This window comes from Photobacterium pectinilyticum, assembly GCF_024357955.1.
Taxonomy (GTDB): domain Bacteria; phylum Pseudomonadota; class Gammaproteobacteria; order Enterobacterales; family Vibrionaceae; genus Photobacterium; species Photobacterium pectinilyticum.
Genome location: NZ_JANEYT010000021.1, coordinates 1 through 13,660, shown reverse-complemented (window position 1 = coordinate 13,660; position 13,660 = coordinate 1). Strand labels below are relative to the sequence as shown.

The window sequence follows — 13,660 nt, the reverse complement described above, 5'->3', positions numbered from 1 at the left end:
ATCGTGACGAAATCAGCGCGTTCCACTATTCGCTTATTCTCTTCTGCCCAGCGGCGTAACAGCGCTTTAATCGGCAATAAAGACCGAGGAGAAAGCTCCATCCCCCACTGTTTTGACACCGTTTGAATGGCTTGGCAACCAGAATGCTTTCCCAATACCATTTCATGCTCACGCCCAACAAGGTGCGGCTTCAACCCTTGGTAGTTTTCCATGTTTTTTATAAGCCCATCGACATGAATACCCGACTCATGAGTGAATACAACATCACCAACAACGGGCTTATTCGCAGGGTTAGGGCGACGAGAATAATGAGCCACTTTTTGACAAAGTTCAGGCAATTTGGCGAGGTCAACGAAAGTCTTTCTGCTTTCATCTTGAACAGGACTCATCGTATTACCTTGCAGCGCGTTTAACGTAGCAACAACTTCTTCCAGAGGAGCATTTCCAGCACGCTCACCCAGTCCATTTAATGTCGTATTGACAGAGTAGGCCCCTGCCTGAATAGCCGCATAGGTATTCGCGGTAGCCATACCGAGATCATCATGAGCATGCATCTCTATTTGCAGATCTGAACGCTCAACAAGAAACTTTATCGCCTCATAGGTACTAAATGGATCAAGTATGCCGACAGTATCAGCAAAACGAAGCCGCTCTGCCCCCATTGTCTGCGCCATCTCCGCGATTTGAATTAATGTTTCTGGTGCCGCTCGAGATGCATCTTCCATTCCCACACAAACCCGAAAACCCATCTGAATAGCATCACGAATAACCGTCGTTGACTGTTCGAGAAGGGCCGGTAAAGAAACGCCAAGCTTACTCCCACGCTGTTGACTTGAAGCTGGCAACGAAAGATCGAGCCAATCAACAGTAAGGTGTCTACACGCACTAAGATCATTGGGATGCATTCGACACCACGCCATCGATTGAGTCGTCGTTAACAGCTGGGTAATCGCACGAATAACTTCCCGCTCTTTACCTCCCATCATCGGGATCCCCACCTCAATTTCATCGACCCCCGCGGCTTGTAATGACACAGCAATATCTAGCTTTTCATCCGCAGTAAAAGCAACACCTGGGCTCTGTTCACCATCTCTGAGTGTTGTGTCATTAATGACCACATGCCGATGTGTCGTGGTTCGAGCGGTTAACTTCTTTTCCTGTACAGCGAAATCTTTCATGGCGCTCCCCTTATCCATATTGAGGAACAAAGCTGCTCATATCGGCACTATTCGTTTCAGCATTCCAGTATGGCGATAAGTTTCTTAACTGAGCGACTATTTTTGGAAGCGCATCAATAACCCGGTTAATCTCCTCCTCTGTGGTGTAACGAGAAAGGGAAAAACGCAATGTGCCATGCGCTGCTGTCAATGGTACTCCCATCGCTTTCATAACATGTGATGGTTCTAATGCACCAGAGGTACATGCCGACCCTGACGAAGCGGCAATACCTAACTGGTCAAGCATGAGCAGTAACGCTTCACCTTCAATAAATTCAAAAGCGATATTGCAGGTGTTTGCCACTCGGCACTGCGGATCGCCAGTCACAAAACTGTGTGGGACAACAGCGAGTAAGGTTTGCTCTAAATGATCGCGAAGTACCTTTATCCGAGAGAGGTCATCAGCCAGAGATGATATTGCTAACTCTGCCGCTTTGCCTAATCCGATGATACCTGCGGTATTCTCTGTTCCTGCTCGGCGACCACGTTCTTGATGCCCGCCACGGAGTAAGGGTCTAAATCTGTTTCCCCTTTTCACATACAGGGCACCAACCCCCTTTGGTCCATGAAATTTATGCGCAGAGAGTGACAGCATATCAATCGATGTTTGAGCGATATTGATAGGGTGTTTACCCACGACTTGTACGGCATCGACATGAAATTGTGCCCCCACTTCTTTTACCCAAGACCCGACTGTTTCAATAGGAAAGAGTGTGCCCGTTTCGTTATTTGCCCACATCAAGCTGACGACAGCAACACGTTCTGTTAGCACACTTTTAAGTGTCGTCAGATCTAACGAACCTTTGCTATCCACAGCAATCCAGTGAACGCGATACCCTTGGCGTTCAAGGTGCTGACATAATGCCAACGTCGCTGGGTGCTCAATCACTGAAGTAACGATCTCTCGTCGCTCTGGATACGCCTCTAGTGCTGAATGGATTGCCGTCGCCGTGGCTTCCGTCGCCGAAGCGGTAAAAATCACTTCAGTTGCATACTCTGCACCCAATAACATCTGGACGCGTTCGCGTGCTTCCTCAATTTTTTTGCCTACTTGAGAGCCAAAGTGGTAAATCGACGATGGGTTGCCATAATGCTCTTCAAGATATGGGCGCATCTCACTGAAGACTTCTGGTGCAAGTCGTGTCGTCGCATTATTATCCAAATACGTTATATCAACCATATTTCACCTCCTTAGCTTGTGGAGCTTGCACTGGGAAAACGGTATAAGAGGCACCTAATGCCTCACAAATTCGGTGCTCTATATCAGCAATGGTCATTCCTGCCATTCCACAACCAGAGCAATTCCCACTCATCGCGATAAAGACCATGTCATCATCGAGCTCTACCAGCGATACATCACCGCCATCAGCTTGAATACCAGGTCTTACACTCGCTAATATTGATTCAATAGTCGCTATTTTTTCTGCACTACCATCTTGCTCGCTAAGTTCTTTCTCTTTAAGGCACTCCATTAATACATCTTCAATTTTTTCATGGCATGTAGAGCACCCGCCTCCCGCTTTGGTGTAGTGGATGACATCATCTATTGAAGTAAGATTATTCTGGCTAACGACTTTACGAATCAAGATATCGTCGATGCCAAAACAACAACAGATTAGCTCTCCTTCTTCATGATCATCATTGAAGACTTCCCCGCGATAATCAGCAATGGCAGCTTGTAAAGCTTCTACGCCCATAACTGAACAATGCATTTTTTCTGGTGGCAACCCATCTAAATAATCCGCTATATCACGGTTAGTCAGTGCTTGAGCTTGCGTTAACGTGCGTCCAATAATCATTTCCGTTAACACAGATGAAGACGCGATCGCACTCCCACAGCCAAATGTTTGGAAACCTGCGTCTTCAATCAATTCACTTTCTGGGTCGACCTTTAATGTTAAGCTAAGTGCATCACCACAACTTAATGATCCCACATCCCCCTTCGCATTCGCATCGGGTACAACTTTGGCATTTTGGGGTGAGAAGAAATGCTCTTTCACCTTGTCTGAATAATCCCACATAAAGCTCTCCCTGCATGACGTCTACGCTTCAATAAAATGGTTATAGTATGTGAATGCAAAGAGTGAGCCAGCGCACACAAAAAATTAAAACCATTAATAACAAACACTTAAGATCACAAAACAGAACGGAGTTATTAAAAAAATGGTCAGTACCCGACAAATTGTCACAAACAGAACAACGAATTAGACAGACTTAACCAATACAAGCCAACGCGTTAATGGATGAGCTAAATTAAGCAGAGCATAATCGGCTTGGTTTATATCAAAAAGGACGGAACAATGAATGTTTACGCAGATGGTGAAGGGAGACGAAGGAATGCAGTGATCAACAAGAATGCGTACCCTAAGCGTTAACATAACGCTTAGGGCTAAGATAGCCGACTAAAACTCATGGCAACGCTTGGTACAGACCCTTGAGCAGGCGCCGCAGCCGATGCAATCGTCACCATCGGCAATATTCATCACCATCATGACCTGATCATCTTCATCGTCATCGCACTCTCGCTCGACCAGGTCGAAGACATTACGTGAACAGACTTTATAACAGCGTCCACAGCCAATGCAGACATCTTGATTAACGTTACTAATAAACGTTGGCACCCAAGGCTTGCCGCCCCGTGTTTGCCCGACAACATTTGTCATGTGTTACTCCTTTTTATTTAATTCCAAGGTTCGTCCAATAACCTTTCTAGCGATGGTGGCTTCTCTCTTTTGGCTAATATTCTGGTCATCCAGAGCGGCCTATCTTCACGAAGTTGCGTTTGAAGCTCCTCTAACACGCTGCGTATTGGTTTTTGCTCAAATACAACAATCGGCATGATCTGTTTATCCATCAGCTTCAGCACAACCGCATTTCCGATAGCGTTGCAGATAACGGCGTTACAATCTGACAGCTCTGCTATTTTGGCCGGCAGTGCGCCATGAGATCGCTCGGCCTTAGGCACCGGAAACTCGGTAGCCCTTATTAGTTGGCATTCGCTGTCGCTGATGCCATAGATCAATAAAGCCTCTGTCTGCCCAAAATGCTGATCGACAAACTCTCGGCTCTGGGTGGCGACCGCCACCTTCAAATCAAAAACGCTCGGTTCAAGCACGGCTTCTAAACGTCTGGCGACTTCCATAACAAATCCTCATATCTTGCTCAATACAGATTCACACCCTGTCAAAAGAGCCCTATATCCTTTACTCTCGCTGCTAACTCGCAGACACCTCACTGGCATCAAATCGATAATCACTGTGGTGCAGCTCCACCTCATCACTATGATGACTCAGGAGCAGATTGGCCAAGGCAAACAGACGAGAGCGTGCCCCTTGATAGCCCCATTGCGCCACATCCATATTGCCAAGCTGATCGATGCATGGGTAACCGGCCCGCAACACCGGAATGGCTGGTTCGGTTATCTGCGCGGCATGCGTGCTACCGATAACGGCCTTGATACGGCCATCGAGGTGATTCAGCTCTGACAGCGAGCCAATGATGACCCTTTTGGCCTGTTTCAGTGCCTCATTCGCCCCTGTGGTAATAATGAGGCTGACCTCCGCTCCAATCTCATTTAACAGAGCCAGATAATTCGCCGCTAGGTCGGACTCGAGCGCTATCGCAATCTGCTCTCCAGAGAGCAAGAAATGACTATCGAGCCAGGCATCTTCGAGTCGCTGTCTATCACGCTTAATCCACGCTGGGACGGGATGTGCGGTCATTGTGTGAAGGTAGCCAATCAATTGATCGGTACTTTTCATTCCCATTTCCCATGAGAGATAAGGAATATCAAAGCGTTTTTGCAGCCACTTCGCTGTTGGAAGCAATGACTCCCCCATCACAATGGTCAATGCGCTAGCGGCAATATTGCGAATCGAGGCCACAGCTGTGCCGCCAGTGCTGGTTGCGCTGTAATCACCCTTGGCAAGGTGTCCATCAAGCGAGTCAGAGATATCGGGAATAACCAATGCGTCCAAACCAAAGGCTTCGATATAACGCTTGGCGTTTTCGATATCGGCGCTAGTGGCGGAGACGGAGCACAGCAGGGTGACCTGAGTGGGTGAACGAACAAGCCTTGCCTCTTCATCAACCTCAGTCGGCGCAAGCTGGCGCACCAACTGATCCACAACAGAGCTAAACCCGCTTTGCATGGTGCCGACAAAATCGGGCGTCGCAACCGGAATCACCACCGTTTGGCGGTATTGCGGGTATTGACGGTAAAAGGCTTGAATCACCCTAACCGTGTCACAACCTTGCATCTCGGTTAGCCCTGTGGTGGTGACAACAATGCAATCGGGCTGATGTTTTTGGCACAAGAGCGCCAAGGCTTCGAGTAGATTATCGTCGCCCCCCATGACCGCCGCCACCTGATCAATGGCGCTGTTTTGTATCGGCATCGGCTCTCTAAAGTGCTGAATTAAATAGACCTTTGAAAACGCACCGCAGCCTTGTGAGCCATGCATTAACGGAATGGCGTTGGCAACGCCCATTGCGGCCAGCGCAGCACCCGTGGCAGCACTGGTCTTTAGTGGCTGCTGAACCAATGGTTGGTTATCGTGTTTAATCATAGCTCTGCCTCCATCCATTGCGGCTGCTCGCTCAGATTGTCCCAGATAGGACACTCCAATGTACTCACCAAGACTTGCGCCAGTGTTAGCATGCCCTTATAGCCAGCATAGGCGTGTTCACGCTCTTGGTTGATATCAAGAAACGGCATTCTCGCCTTGAGCGCCGTATACATGTTCCTTCCCCCTGCTATCATCATGTCGGCATGATGTTGATACGCCGTATCCAGCAGGTTTCTTGCGCCGCCCTCATCGAGCATGTTGGCATCTTGCCCCATGATCTCAACGATGCGCGCCTTGTCGGCTTCCGTCGACTTTTTGGTGCCGGTGGCAATCACCTGCATGCCAAGCTCTTGCAGCGCAGCGACCACCGACCAAGACTTCACCCCACCGGTATATAGCAGGACTCGTTTGCCTTGCAGGCGCTCTCGATACGGCTGAAGCTGCTGACGTATGGCTTGCTCTTCACGCTCAATCACCGCCTCACAATGGGCAGTTAATTGCGGATCGTTTAGAAGAGCGGCAAATTGTCTTAAGGCCTGTGAGGTGTCTTCGATGCCATAAAAACTGCCCTCAAACCACGATATATTCCAGCGAGACTCCAGCTCTCTTGCGACATTTATCTGAGCGCGAGAGCAAACCACCATTGCCGCATCGGCGCAGTGCATGGTCTGGATCTCATGAAACTGTGTATCGCCCGCCAGACAACACAATACTCGTAAACCGAGCTCTTCAAAAAGAGGGGAAACATGCCAGAACTCGCCGGCAATGTTGTATTCGCCAATCAAGACGATATCGTGGACGTGACGGGTGGGATCGTGCTTCATCAAGGGTTTCGGCGGTGGCGTGGCGCTGCCGATAACCTTTTCAATCATTATCTTGCCAGCAATGCGGTTACCCAGATTCTTATTGCCATAAAACCCCGCCGCATCAATCGCGACCACAGGGATCCCCCAGCGCTGCTGGGCAATGTCACAGATGGCTTCGACATCGTTGCCCTCGAGCGCCGGCACACAGGTAACATAGACGAAAACTGCCGGTGGATTATGTGTATCAATCAGCTGCTTTATCGCATGAAGTAGCCGCTTTTCAGCGCGCCCCATGATGACATCTTGTTCATTCAGATCGGTGGTAAAGCCTAAGCGGAAAAGGTTTGGGCCGTATGCTCTGGTTCCGCGGTTATTCCAACTGTTGCCTGCACACCCTATCGGGCCGTGGATCAAGTGCCCCACATCGGCAACCGGTAATAAGCTGATTTGGGCACCATCAAATGTACATCCACCCGCCGTTGCACCTGGTACAGGGCGACTACAGCCGCTCTTCTCTTTTTTGTTATGCTCACAAGATGGTTCATCCTGTAATAATGCAATGTCTGATCGTTTCATAATCGCTCCCTGCGATATCAAAATAGCCATCTCAAAGTGAGTGAAAATCGCTACAACCCCGAGTTACATCGCGATGTATTTAGCCGTGAAGCGCTATTTTTTATTATTTGCGGCTTGTGCTAACCAAGGTGGTGGGCTGGCAGCTAGTCGCTCAGTCAGGCTTATCATTAATTTGGGTGCGAGATTCTCTTTCTTCACAGCCACAGGATGAACCCCGGCTCTTGTCACTTTCGCGGCTGCTGGTCCACCAATAGAAAGCGTGAACAACACGTCACAATCACGAACCAAATCAACCAAATCATTTGTTCTTTGCTCCCCTTTCGCAGACGTGTTCACCTTCCTGACTTCAGCGAGATAGCTTCGTTTAGCATCCACTTCATAAATGAGAAAACGTAAACAAGAGCCAAAGTGCCCATTCACTTCTTCTGAATGATTTGAGCTAACCGCAACGCGAATAAATGCATCTGTCATAGGTTGCGTTACGTCTGGAGTAGGAGCTTCCATATCTTGCTCCAATGGATTGTTCAAGGCTGCACATGCCTGCACAATCGCATTTTTTGTGATGTGTCGTTCATTGGCACTCACGATACTGCGCAAACGTCTCGGCGATAGTTGTGCGAGTTTTTCTTCACTAAGAGGCAACCCCAACGCAGCGATCAGCCCTTTTAACAATGCTTCAACACCGACTTCGGGAAGTGCCTTACCTGCAAGTGCAATTCGTAGTGCAAGTTGTTCGTTTAATACCGACTCCATTATTTATCTCCCTATTAGCAGTACTGGTTAAGCAGCTCCGCACCATTCTTCCTTAAGCGGCAACAAGCCTTTTGGCTCGAACGGTTCTTGGTAAACGCTCTGGTTTTTTCATTGGGTCGATGAAATAGACGGCACCATTTGCCAGTACTACCTCCCCTCCCCACTTTTCTAACTCGTCGAATTCGAAACTAACGACTAATTCTTCGAGATCTTTCTTTGGTAGATAAAGAGAAAGAGCCCCTTCCTCGGTATATTGAATCATTACATTAGCCATACTGTTTTCCTTAAAAAGGTAGAGGGAATGGATATCGGGAGCGATGTATGAATTCCATCCCCTCTACGTAAATCGATTAACGGACTAAATCAAAACCAAAGTCGGTCTTTCCGAGTTCAGATGTTTCTCGATCCAGTTTGGCTAATACTTCATTCACCAGTGTGGTAAGAATGGTCATCGCCCCTTCATAACCTAACGTGGTTTGTTGGTGCAGATGATGGCGATCAAAGATTGGGAAACCGATACGAACAAGAGGTACCTCGAACTCTTCTCCTTTTGCACGCGTATCGCGCTCGATGAACTTTCCGTATGAGTTACCAATCATCAGATCGGGCTTATCGGTAAACATTAACGAACGGAAATGCCATAAGTCTTTACCAACAAAGATTTGTGCATTCTCTGAATAGGGCGATTGTGCAATTAATGCCTCCATCTTTTTACGCCAACGTTTAGCCGCGTTATGACAGAGAATATGTTTTACCTCACAGCCAAATTCCGTGAGCAGTTTGGTCATACCAAGTAGGTAATCAGGGTCACCAAACAGAGAAACGGTCACGCCATGCAGCCAAGTGTGTGAGTCCGTCATCATGTCGACCAGACGACCACGCTCTTTTGCTATCGATTCAGGTATTGGCTGTCCAGTAATCTCCGATACCTTCATCAAGAAGTCATCGGTCCAATCTATCCCCATAGGAATATTGATAGCGGGTGCCTCTTGCTGCCACGTGTTCGTAATGAATTTCCGTGTTTTGACCATTTGATCGCCCTGTAACAGTAGCGTGGCTTTCGCCATTGGCGCTTCTTTTACTGAATCGATCGGTGTGCCACCTGCATACATGCGATACTCACCATCGGCTGGTGTATCTAACACCTCTGATGGGTCAGATAACAGGTTATATTCCACACCCATCTCTTCCATCATGCGTTTAATCACGCGGTAGTTACCCAAATAGGTATCAAAGCCTTGAACAATATTGACCTTATTGACGGTCGCCACTTTTGCGGTATCAAGATCAGAAAGGGTGAAGTAGCGCAACATGCCTTCAAGCATGGCATCCCAGCCCGTTAAATGGCTCCCAACAAAGCTCGGTGTATGGGCAAATGGGGTAGGAACTTCTGCAGGAAGATAACCGCCCTCTTTAGCATTACCAACAAAAGCATTGAGGTCATCCCCAATAACCTCGGCCATACAGGTGGTTGAGATTGCGATCACTTCAGGCTTGTATAAAGCGTAAGCATTTTGCAGACCGTGATAGATATTATCTTGTCCTCCAAATACGGCCGCATCTTCAGTCATTGAATCTGATACACAGGCAACAGGCTCTTTAAAGTGACGGTTAAAATAAGTTCTAAAATAGGCGACGCAGCCTTGTGAGCCATGAACATAAGGAAGTGTTTTTTCAAATCCTAGCGCACACAAAACACTACCCAATGGCTGACAAGCCTTAGCTGGATCGATGGTGATGTGTTTACGCTCAAAATTAAGCTTTTGATACTCTTCCGTTGTTGTCCATTCGAAGACTTCGTCAATCTTTGCTTGATCAACACGCTCTTCAAAATCCGCTTGCTTGTTAGCAAGCATCTCTTGATATTCTGGTTGTTTAAACAGCGAGTAGCCCGTTTTAATATCATCAGTTTGTTGTGGCATAACATCTCTCCTACCGTATTGCTCATACGCAAACTACGGCTCGGTTACTTATATGGCTTAGGCCGTTTCAGCTAACAACGTTGATTCTTCTTGTAGCCAAGGTGGGGTCATCTTGCTCCAGCACGGGTTGTTGATGGTGAGATCCATATCCCTTGCAAAAATAGCGAAACCGTCAACGCCGTGATACGGACCGGAATAATCCCAGCTGTGCATCTGACGGAATGGGAAACCCATTTTTTGGAATACGTACTTCTCTTTTACCCCTGACCCAACAAGGTCTGGATTGAGTTTTTTGACATAGGCTTCAAGCTCATAGGAGCTCGCATCATCAAACAATAATGTCGCCTCTTTTAACTCTGGGGTTGTTTTGACATAGTCATCGTTATGAGCGAACTCATACCCAGCGCCGACGATTTCCATGCCTAAGTCTTCATAGGCACCGATGATATGACGAGGACGCAAACCACCCACATAGAGCATCACCTTCTTACCCGTTAGGCGCGGACGATACTTATCAATAACGGCCTGCCACTGTTCGCGATAACGGGCAATGGTCTCTTCTGTTTTGGCTTTGATTGTGTCATCGAAGTACTCTGCTATCTTGCGCATCGACTCTTCAATCTTTGTCGGTCCAAACAGGTTGTATTCGACCCAAGGCACGCCGTGATGCTCCTCCATATGACGAACGATATAGTTCATCGAACGGTAACAGTGAACGAGGTTTAGCTTCGCCTTCGGTGTTTTTTCCATCTCTGGTAAGGTGCCATCACCCGACCACTGAGCGATCACTCGAAGCCCCATATCCTCAAGAATGATCCTTGATGACCATGCATCACCACCGATGTTGTAGTCGCCGATAATAGCCACATCATAAGGCGTGGTTTCAAACTCGATGTCATCTGACTTATCCAGCACATGATCTCGAATCGTATCGTTTGCGATGTGGTGACCTAAAGACTGAGACACCCCACGGAAACCCTCACAACGAACCGGAACAATCGTCTTGCCAATGTCTTCGCCTTTTATCTTCGATACCGCCTCGATATCATCCCCAATCAGCCCAACCGGACACTCAGACTGAACCGAGTAGCCCTTACTTAATGGGAACAACCCTTCTAACTCATCAATTGCGGCACTCAGTTTTTTATCACCACCAAATACGATATCTCGCTCTTGGAAATCGGTGGTAAAGTTCATGGTACCGAAGCTGTCCACACCTGTTGTACCGGTGTAGTAGTTACGGCGGCCAGCACGCGAGTATTGACCACAGCCAACGGGACCATGAGAGATATGGATCATATCTTTTACCGGCCCCCAAACGACCCCTTTTGACCCCGCATAAGCACAACCTCGTACCGTCATAACACCGGGTAGTGATTTGCGGTTAGAGGTAATACACTTGCTACTGGTGCCACTTGGGTCGTTTACCGAGACATGCTTAGCACGATCAGCCTTTGCCACCTCGGGAAATACATCAAGCACCTCATCAATGAGCGCTTGTGTTTCTGATTTATTCATCGACATCCCTGCCTCCTAATAAAAATTGATCTGTGTTTATCTTATTAAGCGGCTTCTTCTTCGGCAGTACGGCCAATAATAGAGGCATCTTCTTCATCGATAATACCGAACTCCATCAATAACTCTTCAAGCTCATCCATAGAGGCTGGCTCTGGAATAACAAACTTTTCATTATTAATGATTTTCTGTGCAAGGGTGCGATATTCGTCTGCTTGATTACATTTAGGATCGTATTCAATGACGGTCATACGACGAATTTCAGCACGCTGTACAATATTGTCACGAGGAATAAAGTGAATCATTTGCGTGCCAATTTTCTCAGCCAAGGCAATAATCAACTCATCTTCACGATCAGTATTTCGTGAATTACAAATTAAACCTGCAAGTCTGACACTACCAGTAGTAGCATATTTACAAATACCTTTAGATATATTATTTGCGGCATACATAGCCATCATTTCACCAGAAACAACAATATAGATTTCTTGCGCTTTATTTTCACGAATTGGCATGGCGAAACCACCACAAACCACATCCCCTAGTACATCGTAAAAGACAAAATCTAAATCTTCTTCGTATGCGCCTTCTTCTTCCAAGAAGTTGATTGCGGTAATAACCCCTCGACCAGCACAACCAACGCCTGGCTCAGGACCGCCTGACTCGACACATTTCACATTGCCATAGCCAACCTTTAATACATCCTCTAATTCAATATCTTCTACCGAGCCTTGCTCTGCCGCCGCTTCCATGATGGTATTTTGCGCTTTCGAGTGAAGGATTAAACGCGTAGAATCCGCTTTAGGGTCACAACCAATAATCATTACATTCTTACCCGCTTCAGCTAGCGCTGCGACTAAGTTTTGAGTTGTCGTTGATTTACCGATACCGCCTTTTCCATAAATTGCACATTGACGAATAGCCATAATATCTCTCCATTTAATAAACAATTCATTTGCCTCAATCTACAGTTAGCGAGAAACGTACCAACATATAAATATGAGCATAACTTATTGTTTATAAATAAATTTAAGTAAGATTAAGTGAATGATGGGTGACTTAGAAATACGACATTTGTTTGGTGTTGTCGTCTTTGTGACAAGGGGGTTTGTCGTGAATAGTGCTTTGATGCAAATCCTTGACCTCGATCTGCTTGCCTAACCTTACATGACATTGATACATACGGTTGTGCGACGATCTGAAGCATCGATGGGCTTTAGAGATTTACATTGATAGAAAGGTACTACTTATATGAAAGAAAGAGCTGATATTTCAGCTCGTTGAAGGATTTTATTTACTAACTATTACTTATATGGACGGCGGTAACCCTGTTCATCAAGATATTGTGTCGCCATAATAGGCTCGTCAGTCTGGAACATCGTTGCTCCCGTTTTATGCCACCAACCCCATACCTCATCTGCTAGCCCACCTTCAAATGCCATTTCATCGCCTCTTCCACCAGAACGAAGACCTGGGTTTGAGCCTTCATATAGTGTATTAATCCAAAGATGCGTATTATATTTATCACGAAGTACCATGGCTTCATCTGTAAAGAAGTAACCACCATCCTCAGTAATTGGGCTCGGGTATTGATACGCGTTACGAACCAGGGCGAGCGCATGAGTTGAATCAATGTTAAATCTCACACTTTCTTAACCATGAGATGCTTGGTCGAAGACGCTTTTTGCAGAGAGCTGTTTGAATTTTGAACTCAAGGATCGGTACTTACCTTCCTTCACTTTTGACGAGTTAACAAAGAAAGTGGTTAGTGTTTACAAAAAATCTACTCGTGCGGTTGCCCTGTATTAGCCCCCTGTCGAAATCGAGTTTGCCATAGTAGACCTTTAGAATCTTCCGCTTTTTTTAACTTGAGACAATTCTGCGTTTATTTACTTGATAAGTAGGATAATTATACCTTTAGACAAATTAAAGACACAATTCATAATTTGGATAATAGGGCATATTTATCAACTGTAACCATCCCCAAAATATGGGAAGAAGATAAAAACCATATTTTCCATAATTTACTAATGGTGGAATTTGATGACACTGGCTTTCTAGAGCGACTCCATGATAGAGACTCAATTAATAAATTACTATTATCTGATACACGTGTAATTAATATTGTAGGTGAAGGGGGGATTGAAGTCATCACTCATATCTTGGAAAGAGTGACTTTGGAATAGTCTGTTGAGTTCAGACAGCTCCCATCTATCTCGTTGTTCACTAAATAGCTGATCCTAATAGTGCTACATTTTGATAACTCCATGACCGCCTCCTGGAAATGGTGATACGTTGTCCAT

12 protein-coding genes and 1 pseudogene are annotated in these 13,660 nt (G+C 46.4%); all 13 read right to left on the bottom strand.

The annotated features are described in order from the left end of the window. Nucleotides 1-14: 14 nt before the first annotated feature. A pseudogene (gene nifV, locus NHN17_RS10965) lies at nucleotides 15-1,178 on the bottom strand (homocitrate synthase); the annotation flags it as partial. Between the two features lie 10 nt (nucleotides 1,179-1,188). After that, nucleotides 1,189-2,397: a cysteine desulfurase NifS gene (gene nifS, locus NHN17_RS10960; RefSeq protein WP_255042519.1), complete on the bottom strand. Its 1,209-nt coding sequence runs from the start codon at nucleotides 2,395-2,397 to the stop codon at nucleotides 1,189-1,191. Continuing rightward, on the bottom strand, nucleotides 2,390-3,238 hold the full coding sequence (gene nifU / locus NHN17_RS10955; protein WP_255042517.1) for a Fe-S cluster assembly protein NifU: 849 nt from the start codon (nucleotides 3,236-3,238) through the stop codon (nucleotides 2,390-2,392). Before nifU ends, nifS begins: the two co-directional genes overlap by 8 nt. A gap of 381 nt (nucleotides 3,239-3,619) precedes the next feature. Next, nucleotides 3,620-3,880, bottom strand: a complete 261-nt coding sequence (gene fdxB / locus NHN17_RS10950) for a ferredoxin III, nif-specific (RefSeq protein WP_255042516.1) — start codon at nucleotides 3,878-3,880, stop codon at nucleotides 3,620-3,622. Nucleotides 3,881-3,897: 17 nt separating this feature from the next. Continuing rightward, nucleotides 3,898-4,359: a NifB/NifX family molybdenum-iron cluster-binding protein gene (locus NHN17_RS10945; protein ID WP_255042515.1), complete on the bottom strand. Its 462-nt coding sequence runs from the start codon at nucleotides 4,357-4,359 to the stop codon at nucleotides 3,898-3,900. A gap of 73 nt (nucleotides 4,360-4,432) precedes the next feature. Beyond that, a complete protein-coding gene (gene nifN, locus NHN17_RS10940) occupies nucleotides 4,433-5,785 on the bottom strand; it encodes a nitrogenase iron-molybdenum cofactor biosynthesis protein NifN (protein WP_255042513.1) in 1,353 nt (450 codons plus the stop codon). Next, nucleotides 5,782-7,167 (bottom strand): nitrogenase iron-molybdenum cofactor biosynthesis protein NifE, encoded by a 1,386-nt coding sequence (gene nifE / locus NHN17_RS10935; protein ID WP_255042512.1) that lies wholly within the window; start codon nucleotides 7,165-7,167, stop codon nucleotides 5,782-5,784. The genes nifN and nifE overlap by 4 nt, the downstream gene beginning before the upstream one ends. Nucleotides 7,168-7,260: 93 nt before the next feature. Continuing rightward, nucleotides 7,261-7,920 carry a NifB/NifX family molybdenum-iron cluster-binding protein gene (locus tag NHN17_RS10930; protein WP_255042510.1) on the bottom strand — a complete coding sequence of 220 codons (660 nt, stop codon included), beginning with the start codon at nucleotides 7,918-7,920 and terminating at the stop codon, nucleotides 7,261-7,263. A gap of 52 nt (nucleotides 7,921-7,972) precedes the next feature. Continuing rightward, nucleotides 7,973-8,194, bottom strand: a complete 222-nt coding sequence (gene nifT, locus NHN17_RS10925; protein ID WP_255042509.1) for a putative nitrogen fixation protein NifT — start codon at nucleotides 8,192-8,194, stop codon at nucleotides 7,973-7,975. A 76-nt stretch (nucleotides 8,195-8,270) separates the two neighbouring features. After that, nucleotides 8,271-9,842, bottom strand: a complete 1,572-nt coding sequence (nifK, locus tag NHN17_RS10920) for a nitrogenase molybdenum-iron protein subunit beta (protein ID WP_255042507.1) — start codon at nucleotides 9,840-9,842, stop codon at nucleotides 8,271-8,273. A gap of 57 nt (nucleotides 9,843-9,899) precedes the next feature. Further along, on the bottom strand, nucleotides 9,900-11,366 hold the full coding sequence (gene nifD, locus NHN17_RS10915; protein WP_255042506.1) for a nitrogenase molybdenum-iron protein alpha chain: 1,467 nt from the start codon (nucleotides 11,364-11,366) through the stop codon (nucleotides 9,900-9,902). A gap of 38 nt (nucleotides 11,367-11,404) precedes the next feature. Continuing rightward, nucleotides 11,405-12,283, bottom strand: a complete 879-nt coding sequence (nifH, locus tag NHN17_RS10910) for a nitrogenase iron protein (protein WP_255042505.1) — start codon at nucleotides 12,281-12,283, stop codon at nucleotides 11,405-11,407. A gap of 378 nt (nucleotides 12,284-12,661) precedes the next feature. Then, the gene (locus NHN17_RS10905) at nucleotides 12,662-13,003 is read right to left on the bottom strand and encodes a DUF4996 domain-containing protein (protein WP_255042501.1); all 342 of its coding nucleotides are present in this window, start codon (nucleotides 13,001-13,003) and stop codon (nucleotides 12,662-12,664) included. Nucleotides 13,004-13,660: the final 657 nt, after the last annotated feature.

Excerpts from the sequence above, each read along its gene's own strand:
- nifS (WP_255042519.1), bottom strand. The coding sequence starts at position 2,397 with ATGGTTGATATAACGTATTTGGATAATAATGCGACGACACGACTTGCA.
- nifU (WP_255042517.1), bottom strand. The coding sequence starts at position 3,238 with ATGTGGGATTATTCAGACAAGGTGAAAGAGCATTTCTTCTCACCCCAA.
- fdxB (WP_255042516.1), bottom strand. The coding sequence starts at position 3,880 with ATGACAAATGTTGTCGGGCAAACACGGGGCGGCAAGCCTTGGGTGCCA.
- NHN17_RS10945 (WP_255042515.1), bottom strand. The coding sequence starts at position 4,359 with ATGGAAGTCGCCAGACGTTTAGAAGCCGTGCTTGAACCGAGCGTTTTT.
- nifN (WP_255042513.1), bottom strand. The coding sequence starts at position 5,785 with ATGATTAAACACGATAACCAACCATTGGTTCAGCAGCCACTAAAGACC.
- nifE (WP_255042512.1), bottom strand. The coding sequence starts at position 7,167 with ATGAAACGATCAGACATTGCATTATTACAGGATGAACCATCTTGTGAG.
- NHN17_RS10930 (WP_255042510.1), bottom strand. The coding sequence starts at position 7,920 with ATGGAGTCGGTATTAAACGAACAACTTGCACTACGAATTGCACTTGCA.
- nifT (WP_255042509.1), bottom strand. The coding sequence starts at position 8,194 with ATGGCTAATGTAATGATTCAATATACCGAGGAAGGGGCTCTTTCTCTT.
- nifK (WP_255042507.1), bottom strand. The coding sequence starts at position 9,842 with ATGCCACAACAAACTGATGATATTAAAACGGGCTACTCGCTGTTTAAA.
- nifD (WP_255042506.1), bottom strand. The coding sequence starts at position 11,366 with ATGTCGATGAATAAATCAGAAACACAAGCGCTCATTGATGAGGTGCTT.
- nifH (WP_255042505.1), bottom strand. The coding sequence starts at position 12,283 with ATGGCTATTCGTCAATGTGCAATTTATGGAAAAGGCGGTATCGGTAAA.